Raw genomic sequence first — 24,933 nt, 5'->3', positions numbered from 1 at the left:
GATTTGAAGCCGTCCGTGCCTTGCAGGTACGCCTGCACCACTTTGATCTTGAATTGCTCTTCGTACTTCGCCATGTAAAAACCCCCGAAGGTTGGATCAATGTCCAACTTTCGGGGGTCAGTTCAGTAGGGAGCGTTTTTTTTGGGCGAAGCGGCCAGGCTGCGGGCAGCGTCGGGCGCGGTCTCGCGCATGACATGCTCGCGTCGCGCGCGCCACGGTATTATCGGGGATCCGTTTGTTTGTCCTTTCCAGCCGAGTCCACCGATGCCCGCTGCCCAATTGCGTTTTGGCCTGGCCGCCAATCGTTTGCACCATGAAACCCCCGACGCTGCCCTGTTCACCTGGCTGCGTGCGTGTTCGTCCACCATCCGCGAGCTGGGCGTGCAGTTGCACACGGTGGGGCGCACCCATGATGCGATCGTGCGCGAAGGCATGCTGCAGGGTTATCCCGGTCTGATCCGTTACCCGTACGGCCGCGAGGGCGGTCTGATGAAGCTGGTGGCGCGCGTGACCGAAGGTCGTGACGGCCAGGCGCCGTTTGATGGCGCGATCTACCTGATCGATCCCGTTGACCCGTCGTCGATTTTTCCCGAAGCGCTGGCGCTCAAGCGGCAGTGCATTACGCACGGCCGTCCGTTCATTTCGACGCTGGCGGGTGCCATCGAATGGATGGAGGTCGAACGCATACACGCCGGGCTGGCGCCGGATGCGTCCGCGTCGCGCCATTTCAATTTCTCGGGTCAGACGCTGGCGATGATCGCCCACGACGCGCTCAAGGACGAGATGGTGGCGTTTGCCAGCGAGCATTTCGATGTGCTGTCGCGCTTTGCCCGGCGCGTGGCCACCGGCACGACCGGCGGCCGGCTGAATGAGCTGGCGTGGTCACGCGGCTGGCCCAAGGACTCGCCGTGGGTGCATCGCTACCTGAGCGGTCCCCTGGGCGGCGATGCGCAGATTGCGGAGCTGGTGCTTGAGCACCAATGCCAGCGCGTCATCTTCTTTGAAGACCCCCACGTCGCACGCCAGCACGAGGCCGATATCCAGCTGCTGGAACGGGCGGTGCGCGTCGTCACCGAGTCCGCCACCTGCGCCACGTCGCCCACGGTCGCGCGCCGCTGGGCGCAAGCGGTCGAAAAGCGGATCGTCTGAGCGCTACGCGCGCGCCGCGGCAGGCCCCGCGTCGGTGATGATGCGGGCGACGCGGTCCGCGACGGCTGCCGCCGCCAGCGACAGCGGCAGCACGTCGGAACGGCACAGGAATACCGGGCGGGTCAGACGGGGCCGGCTGATCCGCCGCAATTGCACGAGGCCGCGCTCGGCCTCCTGGCGTACGGCTTCAAACGACAGGATCGTATGGGCGACCCCGACCTGCGCCAGCTCGATCAGCTGCGGGATGGCGTTGGCTTCGGCAATGACGCGGAATTCAACCTGTTCGCGCTGCTGATATTGATCCAGTAAGCGTCGCAGGCTGTGCGGATTGCCCGGCAGCACCAAAGGCAACGCGGACAGGGCGCGCAGGCTGATGGTCGGCAGCGCAGCCAGCTCTGCTGATGCGCGTTTGCCGTGTTTGCCGCGTTTTGCCAGGGGCGGTGATACGACCACCAGCTCCTCGTCGATCAGATGCTGGAAACGCAGATCGACGGACGCTTCATCGCTGAATGTCAGTCCCAGATCGGCATGGCCCGAGCTCACGAAGCCGGGGATGTAGCCCGTGCTGGACTCGATGATCTTCAAGTAGACGCCCGGCCAGTGGGCGAGGCTGAACCGCAGTAGCGGCACCGTCAGCAGCTTGGCCATGGACATCGACATGGCCAGCGACACCGTGCCACGCGGCGCGTTGAGGTCTTCACGCACATCGGCACGCGCCGCGTCGATGCGGCCGAGGATTTCACGCGCATGCGCCAACAGGCGCGTGCCCGCCGCGGTGGGCGTGACGCCGCGGGCGCTGCGTTGCAGCAGGACGACGCCCAGGTCTTCTTCAAGATTGCGGATCTGCAAACTGAGCGCAGGCTGGGCCACATGCAGCGCCGTGGCGGCGCGGCTGATCGAACCCGTTGACACCACCGCGACAAAGCATTGCATCGCGCGTATGGACATGGACATGAAGGATCCCAAAAAACGGCGGGCCATCATTTTTTTGTTATGGCCCGCATATTTAAACGGTACTTCTAATATAGCAATCCGCTTCCGATAATGGGCGTCATCCAAGAAGAACCACAGGAGACATCATGACGCTCAACAAACTGTTTGCCGCCTGCCTCGCTTGTTCGGCGCTGTCCGCGCCCGCGTTTGCGGAAGCGTGGCCCTCCAAGCCCATCACGCTGGTGGTGCCGTTTTCAGCGGGCGGGCCAACGGATTTCATCGCGCGTCTGGTGGCCGAGCCGCTGGCGCGTGAACTGGGCCAGCAGGTCATCGTGCAGAACAAGCCGGGCGCGAGCGGAAACGTGGGCTACCAGAGCGTGCTCAATGGTCCGGCCGATGGCTACACGCTGATGCACAACACGGTGGCCATGCAGGCCATCAATCCGCTGATGTATCCCAGCGCCAAGATGCATCCGCTGAAGGATTATGTGCCGGTCGGCACGACGGGCGCGATGCCGAACCTGCTGGTGGTGAACCCCGAGCGCACGCCCGTCAACACGCTGGCCGAGCTGGTCGAGCGCGGGCGCAGCGCGCCGCACGGCCTGAGCTACGCGACGTTCGGTCCTGGCAGCTCGCCGCACGTGTACGGCGCGTCGCTGCAGAAGCTGGCCAATTTTCAGGCTGTGGGTGTGGCCTACAAGGGCAGCGCCAATGCCGTGACCGATGTGATCGGCGGGCAGGTCGACTTTCTGTTCGACAGCATGTCCACCAGCATCGGGCAGGTGCAAGGCGGCCGGTTGAAGGCGCTGGCCATTACGTCCGCCGAACGATCGCCGTTGCTGCCGAACGTGCCCACCTTGAAGGAAGCGGGCTACCCCAGTCTGGATTTGAAGTTCTGGTTCGCGTTGCAGACGCCCGCCGGCACGCCAGACGACGTCGTGCAGAAGCTGCGCGCCGCGGTCGCCAAGGTGGTGGGCAGCGACGCGTACCGCAAAGCGATGCAGGAGCGCGGGGCCGAGGCCTTTCAGGTGGCGCCGGCCAAGCTGGATGACTTCTTCAAGCAGGAAACCGCGCAGTGGACGCAGGCCGCGAACACCATTGGGCTGAAGGCGGAACAGTGAACACGGCAGGCGGGCATCGCATGACTCCATTGAAGAACATCACGGTCCTGGACCTGAGCAAGGTGCTTGCGGGGCCGCTGTGCGGGCAGTATCTGGGCGAGCTTGGCGCGCGCGTGATCAAGGTCGAACCGGTGGGCACCGGCGACGATACGCGGGCGTGGTTGCCGCAGGATGCGGGCCAATCCGCGACCTTTCTGGCCGTCAATCACAACAAGCGCAGCCTGGCGGTGGACTTGAAGTCCGAGGCGGGGCGGGCGGTGGTGCATCGCCTGGCCGCGCAGGCCGACGTCGTGCTGCAGGGATTTGGCGGCAAGACCGCCGCGCGGCTGGGCGTGGATTACGAGACGCTGGCTGGCATCAACCCGCGCCTCGTGTATTGCGAGATCTCGGGCTATGGCCGTGAAGGCCCGATGGGCGAGGAGCCCGGCTACGACGTCATGCTGCAAGCCTTCAGCGGCATGATCAGCACGATGGGCGATCCGGGCGGCAATTTTGCGCGTGCCAGCTTTTCGCCCGTGGATCTGGGCACCGGTTCGTTTGCGCTGAGCGGGATTCTGGCGGCGCTGCTGGAGCGCGGCCAGACGGGCAAGGGGCAGTATCTGGACGTGTCGCTGCTGGATACGTCGTTGGGCCTGATGTCCTACATGGCGCAGAACTATTGGCGCACGGGCAAGGTGCCCCGCCGTATGGGCACCGGGCATCCGGCCATGTGTCCTTACCAGGCCTTTCGCGCATCCGATGGCGATCTGATGCTGGGGGTGGGCAACGACGCGCAGTGGCGGCGTTTCTGCGCGGCGGCGGGGCTGCAGGATTATGTGGATGCGCCGGCGTTTGCGACCAATGCCGAACGTGTCCGCAACTTTGATGCGACGGTTGCCCTGGTGCAGTCGTGCATCGAGACGCGCACGGTGGCGCAATGGCTCGACTTGCTCAAGCCGGCGGGCATTGCCTGTTCCGCCATTCACACGTTGGACCAGGCGCTGGCGCATCCGCAGGTCGCGACGCGTGAGTTGATCGTGACGAGCCAGCATCCGGTCCTGGGCGAGGTGCGCAACGTAGGCCTGCCCGTGCGATTCGGACGGCAGCCGCGCGTCGCTGCGCGGCCCGCGCCGATGCTGGGCGAGCACAGCCGCGAGATCCTTGCGGAACTGGGCTTTGACGCATCGGAGGTCGCAGCGATGCTGGCAACCGGCAGCGTGCAGCAACACACCGGCCACGGAGATGCAAAATGAGTCCTTTGCTTTATGAAGTCCGCGACAGCATTGCGGAAATTCATCTGTGCCATGCGCCCGTCAACGCGCTGGACGTGGGCGTGCTGGACGCGCTGATCGGCGCGCTGGACGAGGCAGATGCGGATCCGTCCGTGCGCGCGGTGCTGCTGGCGAGCGGTCTGCCGGGCCGATTTTGCGCGGGGCTGGATATGAAGCAGCTGCTGCAAAGCACGCCCGCGCGCGTGCGCGAGTTGTTGACGCGGCTCTACATCAAGCTGTATGACGCGCAGTTCAATCTGACCAAGCCGTCGATATCCGTCGTGTCGGGCGCGGTGCGCGGCGGCGGCATGACGGTCGCGATTTCCAGCGACATGATTGTGGCGGCCGACACCGCGACATTCGGTTATCCGGAGATCGACGTGGGTGTGCTGCCCGCCATTCATTACGTGCATCTGCCGGCCATCGTGGGCAAGCACCGGGCGTTCGATCTGCTGTTCACCGGCCGCACCTTCGACGCGCACGAGGCGCACGCGATGGGTTTGGCGACGCGCGTGGCGCCGGAGGCCGAGCTGCTGGATCAAGCGCGCGCGCTGGCGCGGTCGCTGGCCGCCAAGCCCCCGGAAGTCCTGGCGATGGGACGGCGCGCATTCGTGTACAGCAACGACAACGAGTACCGGCGCCGGGTCGCGACGGCGGTGGAGGTGTTCTGCAACGCCGCTGCCACGCCGGAGGCGCACGAAGGCTTGAGCGCCTTCGTGCAGAAGCGCGCGCCCGACTGGGCCAGCGTCGCCGAGGCGCGCTAGCGCTACTGGCCGGTGAAACGGGGAGGGCGCTTTTCGCGGAACGCCGCGACGCCCTCCGCGAAGTCCGCCCGCGCGGCCGACTGCAGAAAGCGTGCGGTCTCTTCGGCAAGCTGCGTTTCCAGCGGCGCGTGCGCGGCACTGCGCAGCAATGCCTTGGCGCCTGCAATGCCGTGCGGTGCGTGGCGGGCGAAATCCTGCGCATAAGCCTGCGCCGCAGCCGCCAGTTCACCGGCCGGCGCGGTGCGCGTGATGATGCCCCACTCCTGCGCCTCGTCAGCGGTGAACGCGTCGTGCCGCAACAGAAGATCAAGCGCGCGCTTGGGACCGGCGGCGCGGATGAGGCCATGCGTCATGCCGGCATCGGGCGTGGCGCCGAGCTTCAGGTAGGCCGTCATGAAGCGTGCGCCGGCTTCGGCGATGGCCAGATCGCAAGCCAGCACCAGCGACAGGCCCGCGCCCGCTGCCACGCCGTGCACCTGCGCGAGCCAGACCTTGTCCATGCGCGGAATGCGCGCGACGAAATCATTGAGTGGCGTGAAGAGATCCGACAGCGTGGCGCGCACCGTTGCCGTGTCGCCCGTGAACATGCTGATGTCGCCGCCCGCGCAGAAGGCCTTGCCCACGCCGCGCAACAGCACGACCTTCACGGCGTCGCGCGTTTCGAGCCACTGCGCGGCCCGCAGCAGGTCGCGGGCCATGGCGACATCGATGGCGTTGAGCGCGTCCGCCCGGTTCAGCGTCAGAGTGGCGAGGGCGCCGTCGGTCTCCAGCAACAGCGTCTGGAACTCCGGTAGTTCCTGGGTCATGGCGAGTCTCCGTTGTCGGGTAAATACCAACTGTCGATCAAAAAACCGCGATGCTATGGTCTGAACCGAGCGCTTGCTTGGTTGGGGTTCGAGCTCGCTTAGCGTAACGCATAGAACGATTTTCCGGCGCTGTACTGGCGAAGGTAAAGACAGGTTCGTTGCATCACCTGCCTCGCAGGGTCGCCAGGTTCACCGTCGTAAAAAATGCCCGCCTCAGGCGGCAAAAAACTTCGCATCAAAAGCGGGGAGACGAATGGTGGATCAGTCCGACAGGCCTGCGTTGCTGGAGGCCGAGGGGGTGACGCTGGCGTTCGGCGGGGTGAAGGCGCTCACCAATGTGGGCTTTCGCGTCGCGCCCGGCTCCATCACCACGGTCATCGGCCCGAACGGCGCCGGCAAGACCTCGCTGTTCAACACGATCTCCGGGTTCTACAAACCGGCCGCCGGACGCATCCGCTTCGAGGGCCGCGACATCACGCGCGTGCATGCGCCGGAACGCGCCAGGCTTGGGCTGGCGCGCAGCTTCCAGAACATTGCGTTGTTCCGCGGCATGACGGTGCTGGACAACATCAAGCTGGGCCGCCACGCGCATCTGCGCACCAACGTGCTGGATGCGCTGTTCTACCTGGGCCGCGCGCGCCGCGAGGAAATGGCGCTGCGGGCGGACATCGAAGAACGCATCATCGACTTCCTGGAGATCGACCATATCCGCCACGCGCCGGTCGCGGCGCTGTCGTATGGGCTGCAAAAGCGGGTGGAGCTGGCGCGGGCGCTGGCGATGCAGCCGAAGGTGCTGATGCTGGACGAGCCGGTTGCCGGCATGAACCGCGAAGAGACGGACGACATGGCGCGCTTTATCCTGGATGCGCGCTCTGAATGGGGCGTGACCGTGCTGATGGTGGAGCACGACATGGGCATGGTGATGGACCTGTCGGATCACGTCGTGGTGCTGAACTTTGGGCAGGTGATCGCCCATGGCTCGCCGGCAGAGGTGCAGGCCAATCCCGAGGTCATCAAGGCGTATCTGGGCGCGGGCGACGTGGGCGATCTGCGCCGGCGGTTGCGGGAGGCGGCCTGATGGACTGGCTGTTCCTGCTGGAGGTGTCGCTGGCCGGGCTGGGCAGCGGCGGCCTGTATGCCCTGGCCGCGCTGGCGTTCGTGATCGTGTACAAGGCGACCCGCGTGGTCAACATCGCCATCGGCGAGTTCCTGATGCTGGGCGCCTACGTGTTCTATGCGTTTGCGACGGGCATGGAGTGGCCGATCTGGCTGGCCATCGTCGGCGCGGTCGTCGTGTCCGGCGCGCTGGGCGCCGTTGTCGAGCGCTTGACGATACGGCCGATGCTGGGCGAATCGCCGATCTCCGTCTTCATGATCACTGTGGGCCTCGCGTCGATTCTGGTCGGCGCGGTCGAACTCATCTGGACGGCCGATCAGCGGCGCCTGCCGGAGTTCATGCCGCGCGCGCCCGTCATGGTGGGCGAGGCGTTCGTGGCGCCCAAAGTGTTCTACGGCTTCTGGGTGGCGGTGGTGCTGGCGCTGCTGGTGCTGGTGGTGTTCCGCTACTGGCGCGGCGGCGTGGCCCTGCGCGCGACCGCGTCGGATCAGGGCGCGGCGTATGCGATGGGCATCAACGTGCCGCGCGTGTTTTCGCTGGCGTGGGTGACGGCGGGCGCCATTGCCGCGGTGTCAGGCGTGATCGTGGGCGCGATCGGCGGCATTTCGTCGTCGATGGGCGTGTTCGGGCTGTCGGTGCTGGTGGTCGTGATCGTGGGCGGTTTGGACAGCGTTGCCGGCGCGCTGGTTGGCGGCATCTTCATCGGCCTGCTGGAAGCGTGGGCCGGCGCGTATCTGGGGGGCGAGTACAAGCTGCTGGCCACGTTCGTTGTGCTGGTGGTCGTGCTGATGGCCAGGCCCTATGGCTTGTTCGGCACCCGTGAAATCGAGAGGCTTTGATCCATGCGCATCGCGACCGCCAAGCAGACTTACCTGGCCGACGAGGCGCTTGTCGACACGCGCACGCAGCGCGTGTGGCTTGCGCTGCTGGCGGCCTCGCTGGTGCTGTTTCCCTTTGTGGCGAACGCCTATTGGCTGTATCTGGCGTGCCTGGTCGCCATCAACATCGCCAGCGCGACGGGGCTGAACATCCTGACCGGCTACACCGGGCTGGTCAGCCTGGGGCAGGCGGCTTTCATGGGCCTGGGCGCGTACACCGTGGGGGTGATGGAGCTGCACCTGAGCACGCCGGTTCTCGTCAACCTGCTGGCCGGCGGCATCGTGGCAATGCTGGGCGGGCTGCTGGTCGGCATACCCTCGTTGCGGGTGAAAGGACTGTACCTGGCGATTTCCACGATCGCCGCGTCCTTCATCGCGCATTTCATCTTTGCAAACTGGCAATTCACCGGCGGCACAAGCGGCCTGCAGGTGCCGCCGGCGCGCGTCCTGGGCATGGACCTGGACACCTCGTTCAAGATCTACTGGCTGATCGTGCCGGTGACCGTGCTGATGGTGCTGGGCGCGGCCAATCTGTTCCGCACGCGCATCGGCCGGGCGTTCATCGCGATCCGCGACCGCGACATTTCCGCCGAGGTGCTGGGCATCCGGCTCTTGCGCTACAAGCTGCTGTCCTTCGGACTGTCTTCGTTCTACGCCGGCGTGGCGGGCGGTTTGTGGGCGTACTTTTTCCGCGTGGTCACGCCCGAGAGCTTTCCGCTCATCATGTCGATCTTCTTTCTGGCGGCCATCATCGTGGGCGGCATGGGCTCGATTCTGGGATCCATCCTGGGCGCCATCTTCATGACGATGGTGCCCGAGTTCCTGAAGCTGGTTGTCGGCTGGCTGCCGGTGGGCGGCGACGCACTGCGGCTGATATCGCCGGTGCGCACCATTGTTTTCGGCCTGCTGATCGTGGGCTTCCTGATCTTCGAGCCGCACGGGCTCGCGGAAATCTGGCGGCGCGTGCGCCGATTCTTTCACCTATGGCCATTTCGCACGTAGCGCGATGCGTGCGGCGTGACGGCGGCCACCTATAAGACCCAGGAGACAAACCATGAAGCGCATCCGGATAGGCAGCGGTTTATCGAGATTGTTGGCCCCATTGGGCCTGGCGGCGGCACTGACGGCGGCGCCCGCCGCGCAGGCGGCCGAGGATCTGGTGCTGGGCGGCTCGATCCCGCTGAGCGGCGTGTTCGCCTTTGCGGGGCAGGGCATCCACGCCGGGATCACGGATTACGTGAAGATCATCAACGACCAGGGCGGCATCAAGGGCCGCAAGCTGCGTTACGTGCCGGAGGACACCGCGTACAAGGTGGACGCGTCAGTGGCGGCGTTCAAGAAGATCACCAGCCAGAACAAGGTCAATTTCTATTACGGCGATTCGACGGGCTTTTCCAAGACCATCAACGCCGAGCTGAACCGAACGGGCGACATCCTGATGACGGGCGCGTCGTTTGCGACCGAACTGAATGACCCGGCCAAGTATCCCGCCCAGTTCATGCTGGGGCCGGATTACACCGAGATGTTCGGCATCCTGCTGCGCTACATCGCCAAGGAGCAGCCGGGCGCCAAGGTGGCGTTCGTGTATTCGGACACGGAGTTCGGCCGCGACCCGATCGCCAGTTCGCGTGCGGTGGCCGAGAAACTGGGCCTGAAGGTGGCGACCGAAATCATGACGCCGCCAGGCAGCGTGGACGTGTCGACAGAAGTCATCAAGCTGCGCCGCGCGGATCCGGACTTCACCATCTTCCATGGCTACGTGCTGGCGCCGATCCCCGAGTTCGTGGGGCAGGGCAAGCGCATGGGGCTGAAGACGCGCTACATGGGCACATTCTGGACGATGGACAACTCGACCGTGATGCAGATGGGCGAGGATGCCGAGGGCTTCATGGGTGTGATGCCGTACCGCTACTACTACGATCAGGCGGCCGACGCGCCGATGCTCAAGAAGATCCGCGAGATGCGGCCCCAGTACCAGAGCACGGGCTACATGCAGGGGTTCCTGGCAGCCATGCTGTTTTCCGAGGTCGCCAAGCGCACGCTGGACGCCGGCAAGGAACTGACCGCGGCCAACATGAAGGCGTCGCTGGATGGCATCAAGGACTTCGATACGGGCGGGCTGATCGGCGTGCCGATCACCATCAAGGGCAACTCGATACCCGTGGGCCGGATCTATCGCGCGGACGTCAAGCAGAAGCAGATGGTGCCGGCGTCCGACTGGATCGTGCTCAAGTGAGGCTGCCGTGAATCCGGGGCATGACGCGCGGGGGCCAGAGGTGCGAGCGGGCGTGACCACTACGGCGCCGCCCAAGGCGGTGCTCGACATCAACAACATCGAGGTCGTCTACAACAAGGCGGTGCAGGTGCTGCGCGGCTTGTCCCTGTCGGTGCCGGCCGGCAGCATCGTGGCGCTTCTGGGCAGCAACGGGGCCGGCAAATCGACCACGCTCAAGGCCGTGTCGGGACTGCTGGACCTGGAGGACGGCGAGCTGGTGCGGGGCCATATCGTGTTCGGCGGCGGCGATACGGCGGGCATCAAGCCGCAGAACCTGGTGCGATCGGGCCTGGCGCACGTGATGGAAGGCCGGCGCGTGTTCGAGGACCTGACGGTGGAAGAGAACCTGGTGGCGGCGACGTATGCGCTGACCGGACGGAAGGCGGCACGCGCGGACTTCGATCTGGTCTACGGTTATTTCCCGCGGCTGTTCGAGCGGCGGCGCGGGCTAGCCGGTTACCTGTCCGGCGGCGAGCAGCAGATGCTGGCGATCGGTCGCGCGCTGATCGCCCAGCCCACGCTGATGCTGCTGGACGAGCCGTCGCTGGGACTGTCGCCGATGCTGGTCGAAAGCATCTTTTCGATCATCGCGCGCATCAATAGCGAACAGGGGGTGTCGATGCTGCTGGTGGAGCAGAACGCGTCCGTGGCGCTGGCAGTGGCGCATTACGGCTACATCATGGAGACCGGCAAGGTGGTGATCGACGGTTCCGCGGACAAGCTGGCGGCGGACCCCGACGTGCGCGAATTCTATCTGGGCATCGGCGGCTCGGGCGAGGCTCGGGGCTTTCGCGACATCAAGCACTACAAGCGCCGCAAGCGCTGGCTGTCATGAAGGACGCGCATACCGATCCGGGCGGCTGGCCGCCGTTGACGCTGCCGCAGATGCTGCGCGAGCAGGCGCGCCGGCAGCCGTCCGCCGTCGCGATCCGGCAGAAGGACTTCGGCATCTGGAAGCCCATGACGTGGGATCAGTACTGGCAGCGCGCCTGCCGCGTCGGCCTGGGACTGCGCGCGCTGGGGCTTAGCGTGGGCGGGCGGGTTGCTATCGTCTCGGACAACCGGGTGGAATGGCTGCTGACGCAGATGGGCGCCTGCGCGGCCGGCGGTGTGGCGGTCGGGGTCTATTCCACCAGCCCGGCCGAGGAAATGGGCTACGTGCTGGCGCATGCGGATGTGGAACTGGTGGTGTGCGAAGACCAGGAGCAGACGGACAAGGTGCTGCAGGTGGCGGACAGGCTGCCGCATCTGCGCCGCATTGTGGTGATCGAAACGAAGGGCCTGCGATCGTATGCCGACGCGGATCGGGCGCGCATTGTGACCTTTGCCGAGGTCGAGGCCGATGGCGGCCAGCGCGAGGCGGTGGAACTGACCGCGCTGAACACGATGCTGGACGGACAGCAACTGGACGACACCGGGTTGATGATCTACACGTCCGGTTCGACCGGCAAACCGAAGGGCGCGATGCTGAGCTATCGCAACATGCGCGGCGTGGCGCCCGGCATTGCCGATCGCCTGTCGATGGATGCGTCCAGCGTGCACCTGTCGTACCTGCCGCTGTGTCACGTCGCCGAGCAGATGTTGTCCACGTTCGTGCCCATCTATTTGGGTTCGCAGGTGAATTTTGGCGAGTCGCTGCGCACCGTGCAGGAAGACCTGCGCGAAGTCGCGCCGACGATTTTTCTGGGTGTGCCGCGCATCTGGGAAAAGCTGCACGCCGCAATATCGATCAAGATGCAGGAGGCCGGACCGGTGCAGCGGTGGCTGTACGCCCGTGCGCTGGCGCAGTGCGCGCCGTTCCTGGAAAAGTCCCCCGCGCAGTACCAGCTGGGCGAACGGCTGACGCACTGGCTGTGGTATTGGCTGGTGCTGCGCGCCTTGCAGAACTTCATCGGGCTGCGGCGCGTGCGGGTGGCGATGACGGGCGCCGCGCCGATCCCGCCGGACGTCGTGCGCTACTTTCGGACGCTGGGCGTGCCGCTGGTCGAGGTGTACGGCCTGACGGAGTCGACCGGGATGATCTTTGGCCAGCATCCGGACCGCGTGAAAGTGGGCACGGTGGGCGAGCCGATCCTCGGCGTGGAATGGCGCATCGGTGAGGCCGCTGAACTCCTGGTGCGCGGCGACATGGTGTTCCAGGGTTATTACAAGAACCCTGAAGCGACGGCCGACACCGTGCGCGACGGCTGGTTGCACACGGGCGATGTCGTGGCCGAGGAGGCCGGGCGCGTGCGCATCGTGGACCGGCTCAAGGACATCATGATCACCGCGGGCGGCAAAAACCTGACGCCGTCCGAAATCGAGAACGCGGTCAAGGGCAGCCCGTACGTCAAGGAGTGCATCGTCATCGCCGACGGCAGGAAGTACGTGTCTGCGCTGATCCAGCTGGAGTTCGACACGGTCGGCAAATGGGCCGAATCGCGGCGCATCGCATTCACGCATTTCCGGTCGCTGGCCGAATGCCCGCAAGTGCGCGAGCTGGTGCAGCAGGAGGTCGCGCGGGCCAACGCCGGGTTGGCGCCGGTGTCGCAGATCAAGCGTTTTCATCTGTTGACCAAGGAACTGGACCACGACGACGGCGAGGTGACGGCGACGATGAAGGTGCGGCGCGCTAGCATCTACCGCGCGTACGCCAACGAAATTGAAACGCTCTACGTTGAGGAGACGACGGCATGAACCAAGCCGTGATCCTGGAAGCCGTGCGCACGCCGTTCGGGCGGCGCGGCGGATGGTGGGCGCAGACGCGGCCGGACGCGCTGCTGGCCGAGACCGTGCAGGGACTGCTGGCGCGCGCGGCGCTGCCCGGCGACAAGGTCGAGGACCTGATCGCCGGCTGCGTCAGCCAGGCGGGTGAGCAGGGCGCAAACATCGGGCGGCTGGCGGCCATGTTGGCCGGGCTGCCGGAGAGCGTGCCGGGCGTGGCGCTCAACCGTATGTGCGGGTCCAGCCAGCAGGCCGTGCATTTCGGTGCGCAGGCCATCGCTGCGGGCGACATGCGCTACGTGGTCGCGGGCGGCGTCGAGAGTATGAGCCGCGTGCCCATGTTCCTGGACGTGACGCTGGGCCAGACGGAATTCCGGGGCTTTGAATCGCTGAACCCGGCGCTGCTGGCGCGATATCCGCTGATCCATCAGATCGAGAGCGCGGAGCGCATTGCCAGCCATTGGGGGCTGTCGCAGGCCGAGATGGATCAGTGGGCGCGGGAGAGCCACGCGCGGGCCTGGGCGGCGGCCAGCGCCGGACTTCATGCGGAGTTGCTGCCCGGCACACCGGCGTTGCGCGACGAGGGCATCCGCGAGACCACGGACGCGGCCCGCATGGCGGCCATGGCGCCGGCGTTGCGGCCGCCGGGCCAGGGCGGCGTCACCGCGGCCAATGCGAGCCAGCTCGCCGACGGCGCGGCGGCGGTGCTGCTGGCTGACAAGGATACGGCCCTGGCCGACGGCTTGCGGCCGCGGGCGCGATTCCTGGCGCGGGTGGTGGTGGGGTCGGATCCCGTGATGCAGCTGACGGGTGTGATCCCGGCGGCGCGGCAGGCGCTGTCGCGCGCGGGCCTGGCGCTGGAGGACATCGACTGGATCGAGATCAACGAGGCCTTTGCGAGCGTGGTGCTGGCCTGGCAGCGCGACATGGGCGCGGACCTGGCGCGTGTGAACCCGTGGGGCGGCGCGATCGCGCATGGCCATCCGCTGGGCGCCACGGGCGCGGGCCTGATGGCCAAGATGCTGGCGGGACTGGAGGCGACCGAAGGCGAGCTGGGCATGCAGCTCATGTGCATCGGCCACGGCATGGCGACCGCGACCATCATCCAGAGGGTTTGAGGCGCCATGGACAAGACCGGGACCGCCGCGCCGCGGGATGATGGCGCGGAGACCGAGCGGCGGCGGGAACTGGTCCTGGCCGCCGGCCGGCTCTTCAGCAAGCATGGCTACGAGCGCACGACGGTGCGCGAACTGGCCAAGGCCGTGGGGCTGCAATCGGGCAGCCTGTTCCATCACTTTCGTAGCAAGGAGGAGATCCTGGTCGCCGTCATGAACAACGGCATCCAGGAAGTGATCGACCTCGGCGGCAAGGCGCTGGCCAGCTATGTTGAGCCGGAGGACCGCCTGGCGGCGCTATTCCGCGTGCACATGTGGAGCATGCTGCACGGCGCGGGCGGGGACGCGATGAACGCACTGGTGTACGAATGGCGCAGCCTGTCCGCGCCCAGTCAGGCGGCCGTGAAGGGGCTGAGCGATCGCTACGAGGCGATGTGGCAGTCGGTGGTCGCGGGGGCGGTGGAGGCGGGATTGCTGCAGGGGGACGCACGCGTCATCAAGCGATGCGTGCTGGGCGCAATGAACTTGACGGTGCAGTGGTACAAGCCGGGCGGCCGGCTGGCGCCCGCCGCGTTCATCGACGCCATGCTGCAGGCGTCATTGCCGGCGTTGCCGGCGGGTGCGGGCAGGTGGCCGGTAGACCCTAACCCCGCCGTTTGAGGAATGCGCCGACGGCGCACGCCACCGACAAGGCCAGCAGCGAGGCCGCAACCGGCAGCAGGAAATCGGCTTCGCCGTGATAGCCGCCGCCGGTGACGCCGCCTGCCACGCCGCCCATCCAGAGCAAGGCGGTCAGAATGGCCGCGATCAGCGAGATGGCGGTGGCGACGCACAGGACGATGAATACCGGCCGCCGCGCGGGGATGGTCCGGTAGGGCGCGCCCGGCTGGATGCGGCGGGGTTGCTTGATCCAGTAGGCCAGCCCCGCCACGACCAGCAGCAGCATCAGGATCTTGAAGATCATGATGCGCTCCGGGGATCAGTCTTCACGGCGCAGGTGCGGGAAGAGGATGACGTCGCGGATGCTGGGGCTGTCGGTCAGCAGCATGACCAGGCGGTCGATGCCGATACCGCAACCGCCCGTCGGGGGCATGCCGTATTCCAGGGCGCGGATGTAGTCCGCGTCATAGAACATGGCTTCCTCGTCGCCGGCGTCCTTGGCTTCGACCTGCGAGCGGAAGCGTTCGGCCTGGTCTTCGGGGTCGTTCAACTCCGAGAAGCCGTTGGCGATTTCGCGGCCGGTCATGAAGAGTTCGAAGCGCTCGGTGATGCCTTCGCGGGTATCGGAGGCGCGCGCCAGCGGCGAGACTTCGACCGGGTAGTCGATGATGTAGGTGGGGTTCCAGAGCTTGGCTTCGGCGGTCTCTTCGAACAGCGCCAGTTGCAGCGCGCCCAGCCCGGCGCGCGACAGCACGGGGCCGTCGGCGTCCGCGCCCAGCTTCTTCAGTTCGGCGCGCACGAACGCCGGGTCATCCAGCTGGGCCTGCGTGTAGCCGTCGGCGTACTTGAGGATGGCTTCGCAGATGGTCAGGCGGTCGAAGGGCTTGGACAGGTCAAGCTCGCGTTCCTGGTAGGTCAGGACGGCGCTGCCGCTGGCCGAGATGGCGGCCTGGCGGATCAGTTCTTCGGTGAAGTCCATGAGCCAGCGGTAGTCCGCGAAGGCTGCGTAGAACTCCATCATCGTGAATTCGGGGTTGTGACGCGGGCTGACGCCTTCGTTGCGGAAGTTGCGGTTGACTTCGAACACGCGTTCAAAGCCGCCGACGATCAGGCGCTTGAGGTAGAGCTCGGGCGCGATGCGCAGGAACATTTCCATGTCCAGCGCATTGTGGTGCGTGACGAAGGGCTTGGCCGCCGCGCCGCCCGGGATCGGGTGCAGCATGGGCGTTTCGACTTCGAGGAAGCCCGCGTTCAGCATGAACTGGCGGATGCTGCCCACGGCCTTGCTGCGCGCTTCAAACGTGCGGCGCGTGGCGTCGGTCATGATGAGGTCGACATAGCGCTGGCGGTAGCGCAGTTCCTGGTCGGCAACGCCGTGGAACTTGTCGGGCAGGGGGCGCAGCGACTTGGACAGGAGGCGCGCGGACGCGGCGTGCACCGACAGTTCACCCTTGTTGGTCTTGAAGACCGACCCTTCGATCGCGATGATGTCGCCGATGTCCCATTGCTTGAACGCGGCGTAGACGTCTTCGCCGAGCGTGCCGCGGTCCAGGTAGATCTGGATGCGGCCGGTGCTGTCCTGCAGCGTGGCGAAGCTGGCCTTGCCCATGACGCGCTTGAGCATCATGCGGCCGGCGACCTTGACGGTGACGGCGGCGGCGGCCAGGGCTTCCTGCTCCTCGCCGTCGTACTTGTCATGCAAGGCCGCGGCGCGGGCGTCCGGGACGAAATCGTTGGGGTACGCGACCCCGGTTTCGCGCAGTTTGGCCAGCTTGGCGCGCCGTTCGGCGATCAAGCGGTTTTCATCCTGGGCGGGAGCCGGAGTGGTCGAGTGGTCGGTCATGGTCGGGGGATCAGTCGTAATTGCGGATGTCGTCGATTTCGGTCGTGCCGAAATCTTCGCGATCCAGGTAGGCGAGGATGCGGGAGGCTACGTTGGCGGGCGAGGACAGCTTGCCGGTGGCATGGAAGTCCTGGAACTTGGCCAGCGCGGGGAAGCTTTCGACGGAGCTGGCACGGATGGCGGCCTGCATGTCGGTGTCGACGATGCCGGGGGCCAGCGCGACGATGCGCGCGCCGTCGGCGCCTTGTTCCTGCTTGACGACGCGGGCGTGCATGTCGAGCGCGGCCTTGGTGGCGCAGTACACGCCCCATCCCGCGTTCGGGTTGCGGCCCGCGCCGGAGGAGATGTTCAGCACGCGGCGGTCGGCCTTGATGTCGGCCACGGCAGCGAGGAAGCGCGCCGTGAGCAGCATGACGGCGGTGACGTTCAGGTTGAAGGCGGCGGTGATGGCCGCGCCGTCGGTGAGTTCGTCGGTGCGCGCCACGGGATGCACCGTGCCCGCGTTGTTGATCAGGAGATAGCGCTTGGCGTCGCGCGGGAGCGCGGCGCAGATGCGTTCAGCCGCGGATTCGGCCGCTTTCAGGTCCGAGAGGTCCACGGACAGTTGTTCCAGCTGCACATCCTGCGAGCGCGCGTGGGCGGCGAGCTCGGGGTCTTCGCGGCGCGCCAGCGTGATGAGGCGGGTGCCGGGTTTGACCAGGCCGCGCGCCATGGCGGCGCCGATGCCGCGCGAAGCGCCGGTGAGAATTGCAATGGTGTCGGACATTCGTGGACCTCTGGGTGCGTGAAAGCGGGAAGAATCGCGGAACTTAGACGTTTTGCTTCAGGCTGGCCTGGATGAAGGGATCCAGGTCGCCGTCCAGCACCTTCTGCGTGTTGGAGATTTCGACGTTCGTGCGCAGGTCCTTGATGCGGCTTTGGTCCAGCACGTACGAACGGATCTGATGGCCCCAGCCCACGTCGGTCTTGGAGTCTTCCAGCTTCTGCTGCTCGGCCATGCGGTTGCGCATTTCCAGTTCGTAGAGCTTGGACTTCAGCATCTGCATGGCTTCGGCGCGGTTGCGGTGCTGCGAACGGTCGTTCTGGCACTGCACGACGATGCCGGTGGGGATGTGCGTCAGACGCACGGCCGAGTCGGTCTTGTTGATGTGCTGGCCGCCCGCGCCCGAGGCGCGGTAGGTGTCGACGCGCAGGTCGGCGGGGTTCACTTCGACTTCGAAGGAATCGTCGACTTCCGGGTACACGAAAACGCTGGCGAACGACGTGTGGCGGCCGCCCGAGGAGTCGAAGGGGCTCTTGCGGACCAGGCGGTGCACGCCGGTTTCGGTGCGCAGGTAGCCGAAGGCGTAGTCGCCTTCGATCTTGATCGTGGCCGACTTGATGCCCGCGACTTCACCGTCGGATTCTTCAAGGATCTCGGCCTTGAAGCCCTTGCGTTCAGCGTACTTGAGGTACTGGCGCAGCAGCATCGACGCCCAGTCCTGCGCTTCCGTGCCGCCCGCGCCCGCCTGGATGTCCAGGAAGCAGTTCAGGGGATCGGCCGGATTGGAGAACATGCGGCGGAATTCCAGGGCTTCGAGCTTTTCCTGGAAGGCGTTGGCGTCCAGTTCGATCGCTTCGAGGGTGTCGCCGTCATCGTCGGCGGCGGCCATTTCGAAGAGTTCCTGGGAATCGGCCACGCCGGCGCCCAGGCTCGTCAGTGTTTCCACCACGTCCTCGAGCGATTTCTTTTCACGGCCCAGGTCCTGGGCGTGCTTGGGGTCGTTCCAGACGGCCGGGTCTTCGAGCTCGGCGTTTACGACCTGGAGGCGTTCAGCTTTGGCATCGTAGTCAAAGATACCTCCGTAGAGCCTGTTCGCGCTCCGCGTAGTCGGCGAGGCGGGCTGCGAGCTGGTTCTGACGTTCGGCTTCCATGATTGATCCTGTGATGACTTTTGTGCGAAACCTGGCATTTTACCGTGGTTGGACCGACTGCGCGGGCGCACGGCGGCAGACGGGGGACGGGCCTGATTTCGGCCGCCCGGCGGCGCGGTTCCAAGTTGTTCAGTTTTTTGTCAACCCGACGGCTCTAGCCTTGGCGGGTGGCTGCGATGTCCCCGTTTGGGACCGCCGACCCCGAAAACGCCGGCCCCGCGCCGGCCTATCCCGCCAGAGGAATGGAGACAGAGATGGAAAACACGATGACCCCCGGGGTCTCGCCGGCGCTTGACGCCAGCGAAGAGGACCGGATCTACCGCAAGGTGGGCTGGCGGCTGGTGCCGCTGTTGGTGGTCTGCTATGTGGTGGCGTACCTGGACCGCGTCAACGTGGGGTTCGCCAAGCTGCAGATGTTGCAGGAATTGCAGTTCAGCGAGACGGTGTACGGGCTGGGCGCCGGGATATTCTTCATCGGCTATTTCATCTTCGAGATTCCCAGCAACATCATCCTGCACAAGGTGGGGGCGCGGATCTGGATCGCCCGGATCATGATCACGTGGGGCATTATTTCGGCCTGCATGATGTTCGTGACCAGCGTGCATATGTTCTATCTGCTGCGCTTTCTGCTGGGCGCGGCCGAGGCCGGGTTCTTTCCCGGCATCATCCTGTATCTCACCTATTGGTATCCGGCTGCCCGGCGCGGCCGCATCACCACGTTCTTCATGACCGCGGTGCCCATGTCCGGCCTGATCGGCGGCCCGATTTCGGGATGGATCATGGCGACCTTCCACGGTGACCACGGCCTGTCGGGCTGGCAATGGCTGTTCCTGCTGGAGGGGATTCCGTCGGTGGTGATCGGCGTGCTGGTGCTGATCTATCTGGACGACCGCATCAACAAGGCCAAGTGGCTGACGGCCAATGAAAAGGCCGTGCTGATCCGCAATATCGCGGCCGAGGAACAGCAGAAGGAGGATCCGCCGATCCGCGCCGCGCTGACCAAGCCACGCGTGTGGGCGATGGCGCTGATCTATTTTTCGTTCGTGATGGGCCTGTACGGCGTCGGGTTCTGGATGCCGAGCCTCATCAAGAACACCGGGGTGCAGAGCCCGCTGGCGATTGGCCTGCTGACGGCGGTGCCCAACCTGTTCGCCGTGATCGGCATGATCCTGATCTCGCGCAATTCCGACCGGCAGCGCGAGCGCCGCTGGCACGTGGCCTTGCCTGCGCTGTTCGGCGCGGTGGGGCTGTTCCTGTCGGCGGTGTGGAGCGGTAATACCGTGCTGGCGATTCTGGCGCTGACGGTGGCCAATATCGGCATCTGCACGGTGCTGCCGCTGTTCTGGAGCCTGCCGACGGCGCTCCTGGGCGGCACGGCCGCCGCCGCGGGGATTGCGCTGATCAATTCGGTGGGGAACCTGGCCGGCTTTGTCAGCCCGTATCTGGTGGGCTGGCTGAAGGATATGACCGGGACGACGAACACCGGGCTGTACATGCTGGCCGGCTGCCTGGTGGTGGGTGCGCTGGTGGCGCTGGCGCAGCCGGCGAAGCTGGTGAATAAGTAACGTTGCGGGTGGACGGTGTCTGGTGGGTGTCAGACACCGTTGCGCATTATCCGGCGTGTTCGATCACCAGCTGCACCGACACCATCCCGTTCCACACGTTCTGTTCCAGGCGGTACGCCGCCTGGATGTGTTCCGGCAGGGATTGGTCGTGGCCGAACCAGATGGCGTCGAAGCGTTGGTGGCCGCGTTCCAGCGACAGTTTCAGGTGCTTTTCGCCGACCAGACGCTGGTTGCGAACTACGAATTCGTCCAGGAACAGGGGGGCGGCAAAGCCCGCGCCCCAGACCTGCTGCTGCAGCATGCCGGCCACGTCGGCGTTGGCGTAGCCCGTTTCCAGCGAGCCGTCGGTTTCGATGACGGGCTCGAAGGAATCGCGTCCGGTCAGCTCGCGCACGGCGGCGTCGAAGGCGGGGGCGAAGGCAGGGAAATCGGACTTGCCCAGCGTCAGGCCGGCCGCCATCGCGTGGCCGCCGAACTTGCGGATCAGGTTGGGATGGCGCTTGGACACGAGGTCCAGCGCATCGCGCAGGTGCACGTCCGGGATCGATCGGCCGGAGCCGCGAATCTCGTCGTCGCCGGCCGGCGCGAAGGCGAGGGTGGGGCGCCAGAATTTCTCTTTCAGGCGTGAGGCGACCAGCCCCACGACGCCCTGGTGCCAGCCCGGGTCGAACACGCAGACGGTGGCGCCGGCGGTGGCATCGGGCGCTTCCATGGCGGCCAGCGCCTGCTCGCGCATCTCGGCTTCGATCGTGCGGCGTTCGCGGTTGATGTTGTCCAGCTCGCGCGCCATCTCCAGCGCCTGTGCCTCGTCGTCGGTGGTCAGGCAGGCGATGCCCAGGCTCATGTCGGCCAAGCGGCCCGCGGCGTTGATGCGCGGTCCGAGCGCAAAGCCCAGGTCGAAGCCATTGGCGCTGCGCGGTTCGCGGCCGGCGACGGCAAAGAGCGCGCGCAGCCCGGGTTGCAGACGGCCGCTGCGCATGCGCTGCAGGCCCTGCGTGACCAGGAGGCGATTGTTGGCGTCCAGTTTGACGACGTCGGCCACCGTGCCCAGCGCAACCAGGTCGGACAGCGCGTCCAGGCGCGGTCCGCCGTCCGGCGCGTAGACGCCGCGGCGGCGCAGTTCGGCGCGAAGCGCCAGCATCATGTAGAAGATGACGCCCACGCCGGCCAGGTTCTTGGACGGAAAGCCGCAGCCGGGCTGGTTGGGGTTCACGATGGCCAGCGCGTCCGGCAGGGTGTCGCCGGGCAGGTGGTGGTCGGTGATGACCACGCCGATGCCGGCGTCATTGGCCGCGGCCACGCCGTCGACGCTGGCGATGCCGTTGTCGACCGTGATGATGATGTCGGGCTTGCCCGCGCGGTGGCGGCAGGCCAGTTCGACCACGGCCGGGGAAAGGCCGTACCCGGTCTCGAAACGATTAGGCACCAGGAAGTCGACGTCGGCGCCCATCGCGGACAGCGCGCGCAGGCCGACGGCGCAGGCGGTGGCGCCGTCGCAATCGTAGTCGGCCACGATCAGCAGCTTTTTGCCGGCCTGGATGGCGTCGGCCAGGACGGCGGCCGCGTGGGCCGAATGGGTCAATCCAGCCGGCGGCAGCAAGGACGGCCAGGCGAGGCGGGTCTGGTCCGGATGCGTCACGCCGCGCGCGGCCCACAGACGGGCCAGCAGGGGGTGAATGCCGGAGGATTCGAGGACGTGGCAGGCGGCCAGATCGGCCGGACGGATGGTTAAGCGGGGTGAGACCACCAGGCGCTCCAGTTCTTCTTGGGCGCGGGCAGCAAGCCAAGCAGGCCCCCGCGCGGTTTCAGGTCAAGGGCGACTTTGCGGTCATCGCCCAGCAGCAGCAGTTGCACCGGCGTGGCGGGCAGGCCTTTGGCGGCGGCCAGCGGACGCAGATGCTGCGTATCGAGTTCGGTCAGCGCGTCGAGCCACGCGGCCCAGTCGCCGGCGCGTTGCGGCGCGTCCAGTTGCGTCAAGACTTGCGCCGGGCCGGCGGGCGCCGCCGTCCAGGGCGTGCCGCCGCCATACAGCCACAGCGCGTTGACGGGCGGCAGGCCGCGGGCGGCCCGGACGTCGTTGACCGGGTGTTCGTGCCACGCCATCTGGATTTCGTTCAGCAGGCGCCGCCACGGGCGCGTTTCGGCATCCTGGCGCCACCAGTCGTTCAGGCGCTTTCCGGCTACGGCCAACGGACTGGCGGTCTGGGGGCGCAGGTCCGCCGGCAGGCGCAGGCGCCAGCGCTGCGGCGACAGCGGCTCGACCGAGAATCCGGTGCCTTCGAAGATAGGGCGCGCAGTGTCGAGCAGGGCGGCCGTTTCCGATTCGGTCAGGTCCATCGAATCCGGATCCAGCAGCGACGCCTGATCCGCGCCCAGCGCGAGATGGACCAGTTCGCATAGCCAGACGGGTTCGTCAGCCTGTGTGTGGGATTGTTGCCCGGCCAGCAGCGGGCCGAGCCCGGCGCTTTGCAGCAGGCCAGGTTCGGGCGCATACCCGGCGCGCTCCAGCTGCCACGATTCGAAGGCGGTGCAACCGTGGGCGCGCAGGTCGTAGGCCTGGGGACGAGCGGTCGCAGCCTGTAGCCAGCCGTGCAGGGTGGGCGCGCGCTCGGGCATAAGCTTGGCCAGCTCGGCGGCGACGGGAAGGGCGGGCAAGGCGCCCGGAATGACGATCAGCATGGCGGCGATTGTAGTCCGCGCCGGGATGGGGAACTTAGCGTCGCGGCCAACTGCCATACGTTGTCACGCCTGGTCTAGGATCCGCACATCCGCGGGGCGATTTACGGGCGGTTAATGCAATAATGCGCACGTGCTGAAAATACCCTACGAACTATGGATCGGCGCCCGCTATGCGGGGCTTGCCCGGATCCGCCAGCGACGCGGCCGCCGCGATCGCTTCATCTCCTTCATCGCCGCCAGTTCCATGGCGGGCATCGCGCTGGGCGTCGCCGCCCTGATCGTGGTGCTGTCCGTGATGAACGGGTTCCAGAAAGAAGTGCGCGACCGCATGTTGTCGGTGCTGCCGCACATCGAACTCTATCTTCCCGGCGCATCCCCCGAACGGGTGCTTGAGCAGTGGCAGCAGTTCGCCACCGCCGCCGAGCGCAATCCCGAAGTCAAGGCCGGCGCGCCCTTCGTGGCGGCGCAGGGCATGCTGGTCCGGGGGCAGGCGCTGCGCGGTGTGCAGGTGCGGGGCATCGACCCTGCCACCGAGGGCAACGTGTCGGACCTGCCGCGCCAGATGGTGTCGGGCAAGCTGACCGACCTGAAACCCGGCGGCTTCGGCGTCGTGCTGGGCAACGAGCTGGCCGACGGCATGGGCGTCAAAGTCGGCGACACGTTGCTGATGATGGCGCCGCAGGGCTCGATCAGCCCGGCCGGGTTTGCCCCGCGCATGCGCCAGTTCACCGTGGTGGGCGTGTTCTCGTCGGGCCACTACGAATACGATTCTTCGCTGGCGTTCGTGGACAACGAAGATGCGGCGCGCGTCTTCCGCGAAAGCGGCACCGCCGGCGTGCGTCTGCGCATTGCCGACATGCAAAAAGCCCCCGAAGTGGCGGCCGAACTGCGCAACGTCCTGCCGCCGTATGTCATGGCCAGCGACTGGTCGCGCAACAACCGCACGTGGTTCGCCGCGGTCCAGACCGAAAAGCGCATGATGTTCCTGATTCTGGCGCTGATCGTGGCCGTGGCGGCGTTCAACCTGCTGTCCTCGCTGGTCATGGCCGTCAAGGACAAGCAATCCGACATCGCCATCCTGCGCACGCTGGGCGCGGGTCCCGGCGAAGTGGCCCGCATCTTCCTGGTGCAAGGCGCGCTGATCGGCGTGATCGGCACCTTGCTGGGCGTGGCCGGCGGCATTGCCATTGCGTACAACGTGGACGTGATCGTGCCGTTCATCGAACGCATGCTGGGCGTGCATTTCCTGCCGCGCGAAATCTACTTCATCAGCGCGCTGCCGTCCGATCCGCAAGTGGGCGACATCGTCACCATCGGCGTGACCTCGCTGGTGCTGTCGCTGCTGGCGACCTTGTATCCGAGCTGGCGCGCCTCGCGCCTGCAACCCGCACAGGTGCTGCGCCATGATTGATACCCCGACGCAGAAACCGCAGGCCGGCACGACGCCGGCGCTGCAGGCCGAAAACATCGTCAAGGTCTACGACGAAGGCCCCGCCCGGATCGAAGTGCTCAGCAATGTCAGCCTGTCCGTCGCGCGCGGCGAGATGGTCGCCATCGTGGGCGCGTCGGGGTCCGGCAAAAGCACCTTGCTGCACATTCTGGGGCTGCTCGACGTCCCGACCAGCGGCTCGGTATCGGTTGATGGCCAGGTGGGCATCGGGCTGTCCGAGTCCAAGAAAAGCGCGGTGCGCAACCGCAGCCTGGGCTTCGTCTACCAGTTCCACCACCTGCTGGCCGAGTTTTCGGCGCTGGACAACGTGGCGATGCCGCTGATCGTGCGCCGCGAGAACCGCGACAAAGCCCGCGAGGCGGCACGAGAAGTGCTCGGATTGGTCGGCCTTTCCGCCCGGGAAGGGCACTTTCCCGGCCAATTGTCCGGCGGCGAACGGCAGCGCGTGGCGCTGGCGCGCGCGCTGGTGACTCGGCCGGTGTGCGTGCTGGCGGACGAGCCTACGGGCAACCTGGACCGGCACACTGCCCACAACATGTTCGAACTGCTGACGCGGGTGAACCAGGAGTCGGGCACGGCATTTGCGATCGTCACCCACGATCCCGAGCTTGCCGCCCGCGCCGACCGTCAGTTGCTGATGGAAAACGGCCGCCTGGTGTCAGGCTAGCCCGGTCCGCAGCGAAAGCCGTCAGCGCGGGTCCGCGCGACGGC

The 24,933-nt window shown here is 66.4% G+C and carries 23 protein-coding genes; 15 read left to right on the top strand and 8 right to left on the bottom strand.

The annotated features are described in order from the left end of the window. Positions 1-264 precede the first annotated feature (264 nt). Positions 265-1,149, top strand: coding sequence for a methylglyoxal synthase (locus KW836_RS18310; protein ID WP_175138348.1), 885 nt, complete (start codon positions 265-267; stop codon positions 1,147-1,149). A 3-nt stretch (positions 1,150-1,152) separates the two neighbouring features. Here the strand turns inward: KW836_RS18310 and KW836_RS18305 are convergent, their stop codons facing one another. Then, positions 1,153-2,103 carry a LysR family transcriptional regulator gene (locus KW836_RS18305; RefSeq protein ID WP_370633045.1) on the bottom strand — a complete coding sequence of 317 codons (951 nt, stop codon included), beginning with the start codon at positions 2,101-2,103 and terminating at the stop codon, positions 1,153-1,155. A gap of 125 nt (positions 2,104-2,228) precedes the next feature. Here KW836_RS18305 and KW836_RS18300 point away from each other — a divergent pair, with 125 nt between their 5' ends. The 3 genes from KW836_RS18300 to KW836_RS18290 are packed head-to-tail and all read left to right on the top strand — an operon-like array spanning position 2,229 to position 5,217. After that, positions 2,229-3,203 carry a tripartite tricarboxylate transporter substrate binding protein gene (locus tag KW836_RS18300; RefSeq protein WP_175183807.1) on the top strand — a complete coding sequence of 325 codons (975 nt, stop codon included), beginning with the start codon at positions 2,229-2,231 and terminating at the stop codon, positions 3,201-3,203. A gap of 20 nt (positions 3,204-3,223) precedes the next feature. After that, positions 3,224-4,435: a CaiB/BaiF CoA-transferase family protein gene (locus KW836_RS18295; RefSeq protein ID WP_175183806.1), complete on the top strand. Its 1,212-nt coding sequence runs from the start codon at positions 3,224-3,226 to the stop codon at positions 4,433-4,435. Next, complete coding sequence (locus tag KW836_RS18290; RefSeq protein WP_218344253.1) at positions 4,432-5,217, top strand: enoyl-CoA hydratase/isomerase family protein; 786 nt, start codon at positions 4,432-4,434, stop codon at positions 5,215-5,217. The genes KW836_RS18295 and KW836_RS18290 overlap by 4 nt, the downstream gene beginning before the upstream one ends. Positions 5,218-5,219: 2 nt before the next feature. Here the strand turns inward: KW836_RS18290 and KW836_RS18285 are convergent, their stop codons facing one another. Next, the gene (locus tag KW836_RS18285; protein WP_175183804.1) at positions 5,220-6,023 is read right to left on the bottom strand and encodes an enoyl-CoA hydratase/isomerase family protein; all 804 of its coding nucleotides are present in this window, start codon (positions 6,021-6,023) and stop codon (positions 5,220-5,222) included. Positions 6,024-6,276: 253 nt separating this feature from the next. Between KW836_RS18285 and KW836_RS18280 the strand changes: the two genes are divergently transcribed. The 8 genes from KW836_RS18280 to KW836_RS18245 are packed head-to-tail and all read left to right on the top strand — an operon-like array spanning position 6,277 to position 14,771. Beyond that, positions 6,277-7,101, top strand: coding sequence for an ABC transporter ATP-binding protein (locus KW836_RS18280; protein WP_218344252.1), 825 nt, complete (start codon positions 6,277-6,279; stop codon positions 7,099-7,101). Beyond that, positions 7,101-7,979 carry a branched-chain amino acid ABC transporter permease gene (locus KW836_RS18275; RefSeq protein WP_175123392.1) on the top strand — a complete coding sequence of 293 codons (879 nt, stop codon included), beginning with the start codon at positions 7,101-7,103 and terminating at the stop codon, positions 7,977-7,979. Before KW836_RS18280 ends, KW836_RS18275 begins: the two co-directional genes overlap by 1 nt. Positions 7,980-7,982: 3 nt before the next feature. Continuing rightward, entirely contained in the window at positions 7,983-9,020 is a 1,038-nt protein-coding gene (locus KW836_RS18270) for a branched-chain amino acid ABC transporter permease (protein ID WP_218344251.1), read from the top strand. A 52-nt stretch (positions 9,021-9,072) separates the two neighbouring features. Continuing rightward, the gene (locus KW836_RS18265) at positions 9,073-10,254 is read left to right on the top strand and encodes an ABC transporter substrate-binding protein (protein WP_175138341.1); all 1,182 of its coding nucleotides are present in this window, start codon (positions 9,073-9,075) and stop codon (positions 10,252-10,254) included. 52 nt (positions 10,255-10,306) lie between these two features. Continuing rightward, positions 10,307-11,128: an ABC transporter ATP-binding protein gene (locus KW836_RS18260; protein WP_175123390.1), complete on the top strand. Its 822-nt coding sequence runs from the start codon at positions 10,307-10,309 to the stop codon at positions 11,126-11,128. Beyond that, entirely contained in the window at positions 11,125-12,969 is a 1,845-nt protein-coding gene (locus KW836_RS18255; protein WP_175183801.1) for a long-chain fatty acid--CoA ligase, read from the top strand. The genes KW836_RS18260 and KW836_RS18255 overlap by 4 nt, the downstream gene beginning before the upstream one ends. Next, positions 12,966-14,114, top strand: coding sequence for a thiolase family protein (locus KW836_RS18250; protein WP_218344250.1), 1,149 nt, complete (start codon positions 12,966-12,968; stop codon positions 14,112-14,114). Before KW836_RS18255 ends, KW836_RS18250 begins: the two co-directional genes overlap by 4 nt. A 6-nt stretch (positions 14,115-14,120) precedes the next feature. After that, positions 14,121-14,771, top strand: a complete 651-nt coding sequence (locus tag KW836_RS18245) for a TetR/AcrR family transcriptional regulator (protein ID WP_218344249.1) — start codon at positions 14,121-14,123, stop codon at positions 14,769-14,771. Here the strand turns inward: KW836_RS18245 and KW836_RS18240 are convergent. The 4 genes from KW836_RS18240 to prfB form a co-directional block, all read right to left on the bottom strand. Further along, on the bottom strand, positions 14,755-15,075 hold the full coding sequence (locus KW836_RS18240) for a preprotein translocase subunit TatB (protein WP_218344248.1): 321 nt from the start codon (positions 15,073-15,075) through the stop codon (positions 14,755-14,757). The two genes, KW836_RS18245 and KW836_RS18240, sit on opposite strands and share 17 nt — an antisense overlap. 15 nt (positions 15,076-15,090) lie before the next feature. Then, positions 15,091-16,614, bottom strand: coding sequence for a lysine--tRNA ligase (lysS, locus tag KW836_RS18235; RefSeq protein ID WP_175123385.1), 1,524 nt, complete (start codon positions 16,612-16,614; stop codon positions 15,091-15,093). 10 nt (positions 16,615-16,624) lie between these two features. After that, on the bottom strand, positions 16,625-17,380 hold the full coding sequence (locus tag KW836_RS18230) for an SDR family oxidoreductase (RefSeq protein ID WP_218344247.1): 756 nt from the start codon (positions 17,378-17,380) through the stop codon (positions 16,625-16,627). A 43-nt stretch (positions 17,381-17,423) separates the two neighbouring features. Next, positions 17,424-18,528 (bottom strand): peptide chain release factor 2 gene (gene prfB, locus KW836_RS18225; protein ID WP_175138336.1). Its coding sequence is split into 2 segments (ribosomal slippage): positions 17,424-18,446 and positions 18,448-18,528, totalling 1,104 coding nucleotides; the frame shifts between segments, so codons are not numbered across the junction. Between the two features lie 254 nt (positions 18,529-18,782). Between prfB and KW836_RS18220 the strand changes: the two genes are divergently transcribed. Continuing rightward, positions 18,783-20,093 (top strand): MFS transporter, encoded by a 1,311-nt coding sequence (locus KW836_RS18220; RefSeq protein ID WP_218344246.1) that lies wholly within the window; start codon positions 18,783-18,785, stop codon positions 20,091-20,093. Between the two features lie 46 nt (positions 20,094-20,139). Here KW836_RS18220 and recJ read toward each other — a convergent pair whose 3' ends face one another. After that, complete coding sequence (gene recJ / locus KW836_RS18215) at positions 20,140-21,840, bottom strand: single-stranded-DNA-specific exonuclease RecJ (RefSeq protein ID WP_175183798.1); 1,701 nt, start codon at positions 21,838-21,840, stop codon at positions 20,140-20,142. Beyond that, the gene (locus tag KW836_RS18210) at positions 21,822-22,772 is read right to left on the bottom strand and encodes a hypothetical protein (protein WP_218344245.1); all 951 of its coding nucleotides are present in this window, start codon (positions 22,770-22,772) and stop codon (positions 21,822-21,824) included. The genes recJ and KW836_RS18210 overlap by 19 nt, the downstream gene beginning before the upstream one ends. Before the next feature lie 130 nt (positions 22,773-22,902). Here KW836_RS18210 and KW836_RS18205 point away from each other — a divergent pair, with 130 nt between their 5' ends. Together KW836_RS18205 and KW836_RS18200 are read left to right on the top strand one after the other, a co-directional pair. Further along, on the top strand, positions 22,903-24,183 hold the full coding sequence (locus KW836_RS18205; RefSeq protein ID WP_056318935.1) for a lipoprotein-releasing ABC transporter permease subunit: 1,281 nt from the start codon (positions 22,903-22,905) through the stop codon (positions 24,181-24,183). Then, on the top strand, positions 24,176-24,889 hold the full coding sequence (locus KW836_RS18200; protein ID WP_056562341.1) for an ABC transporter ATP-binding protein: 714 nt from the start codon (positions 24,176-24,178) through the stop codon (positions 24,887-24,889). The genes KW836_RS18205 and KW836_RS18200 overlap by 8 nt, the downstream gene beginning before the upstream one ends. The last annotated feature ends 44 nt before the right edge of the window (positions 24,890-24,933 follow it).

The sequence above is a fragment of the Achromobacter sp. ACM05 genome, from assembly GCF_019218915.1.
Classification (GTDB): Bacteria; Pseudomonadota; Gammaproteobacteria; order Burkholderiales; family Burkholderiaceae_B; genus Achromobacter; species Achromobacter animicus.
Note: the sequence above shows the minus strand (reverse complement) of the source record. Positions and strands in the feature narration are given on the sequence as shown.

Bases quoted from the DNA above. Each gene is read 5' to 3' on its own strand.
- KW836_RS18270 (WP_218344251.1), top strand. From the start codon at position 7,983: ATGCGCATCGCGACCGCCAAGCAGACTTACCTGGCCGACGAGGCGCTT.
- KW836_RS18220 (WP_218344246.1), top strand. From the start codon at position 18,783: ATGGAAAACACGATGACCCCCGGGGTCTCGCCGGCGCTTGACGCCAGC.
- KW836_RS18230 (WP_218344247.1), bottom strand. From the start codon at position 17,380: ATGTCCGACACCATTGCAATTCTCACCGGCGCTTCGCGCGGCATCGGC.
- KW836_RS18200 (WP_056562341.1), top strand. From the start codon at position 24,176: ATGATTGATACCCCGACGCAGAAACCGCAGGCCGGCACGACGCCGGCG.
- KW836_RS18285 (WP_175183804.1), bottom strand. From the start codon at position 6,023: ATGACCCAGGAACTACCGGAGTTCCAGACGCTGTTGCTGGAGACCGAC.
- KW836_RS18295 (WP_175183806.1), top strand. From the start codon at position 3,224: ATGACTCCATTGAAGAACATCACGGTCCTGGACCTGAGCAAGGTGCTT.
- KW836_RS18255 (WP_175183801.1), top strand. From the start codon at position 11,125: ATGAAGGACGCGCATACCGATCCGGGCGGCTGGCCGCCGTTGACGCTG.
- lysS (WP_175123385.1), bottom strand. From the start codon at position 16,614: ATGACCGACCACTCGACCACTCCGGCTCCCGCCCAGGATGAAAACCGC.
- KW836_RS18300 (WP_175183807.1), top strand. From the start codon at position 2,229: ATGACGCTCAACAAACTGTTTGCCGCCTGCCTCGCTTGTTCGGCGCTG.
- KW836_RS18245 (WP_218344249.1), top strand. From the start codon at position 14,121: ATGGACAAGACCGGGACCGCCGCGCCGCGGGATGATGGCGCGGAGACC.
- KW836_RS18210 (WP_218344245.1), bottom strand. From the start codon at position 22,772: ATGCTGATCGTCATTCCGGGCGCCTTGCCCGCCCTTCCCGTCGCCGCC.
- KW836_RS18280 (WP_218344252.1), top strand. From the start codon at position 6,277: ATGGTGGATCAGTCCGACAGGCCTGCGTTGCTGGAGGCCGAGGGGGTG.
- KW836_RS18305 (WP_370633045.1), bottom strand. From the start codon at position 2,103: ATGTCCATGTCCATACGCGCGATGCAATGCTTTGTCGCGGTGGTGTCA.
- KW836_RS18290 (WP_218344253.1), top strand. From the start codon at position 4,432: ATGAGTCCTTTGCTTTATGAAGTCCGCGACAGCATTGCGGAAATTCAT.
- KW836_RS18310 (WP_175138348.1), top strand. From the start codon at position 265: ATGCCCGCTGCCCAATTGCGTTTTGGCCTGGCCGCCAATCGTTTGCAC.
- KW836_RS18250 (WP_218344250.1), top strand. From the start codon at position 12,966: ATGAACCAAGCCGTGATCCTGGAAGCCGTGCGCACGCCGTTCGGGCGG.
- KW836_RS18275 (WP_175123392.1), top strand. From the start codon at position 7,101: ATGGACTGGCTGTTCCTGCTGGAGGTGTCGCTGGCCGGGCTGGGCAGC.
- KW836_RS18240 (WP_218344248.1), bottom strand. From the start codon at position 15,075: ATGATCTTCAAGATCCTGATGCTGCTGCTGGTCGTGGCGGGGCTGGCC.
- KW836_RS18265 (WP_175138341.1), top strand. From the start codon at position 9,073: ATGAAGCGCATCCGGATAGGCAGCGGTTTATCGAGATTGTTGGCCCCA.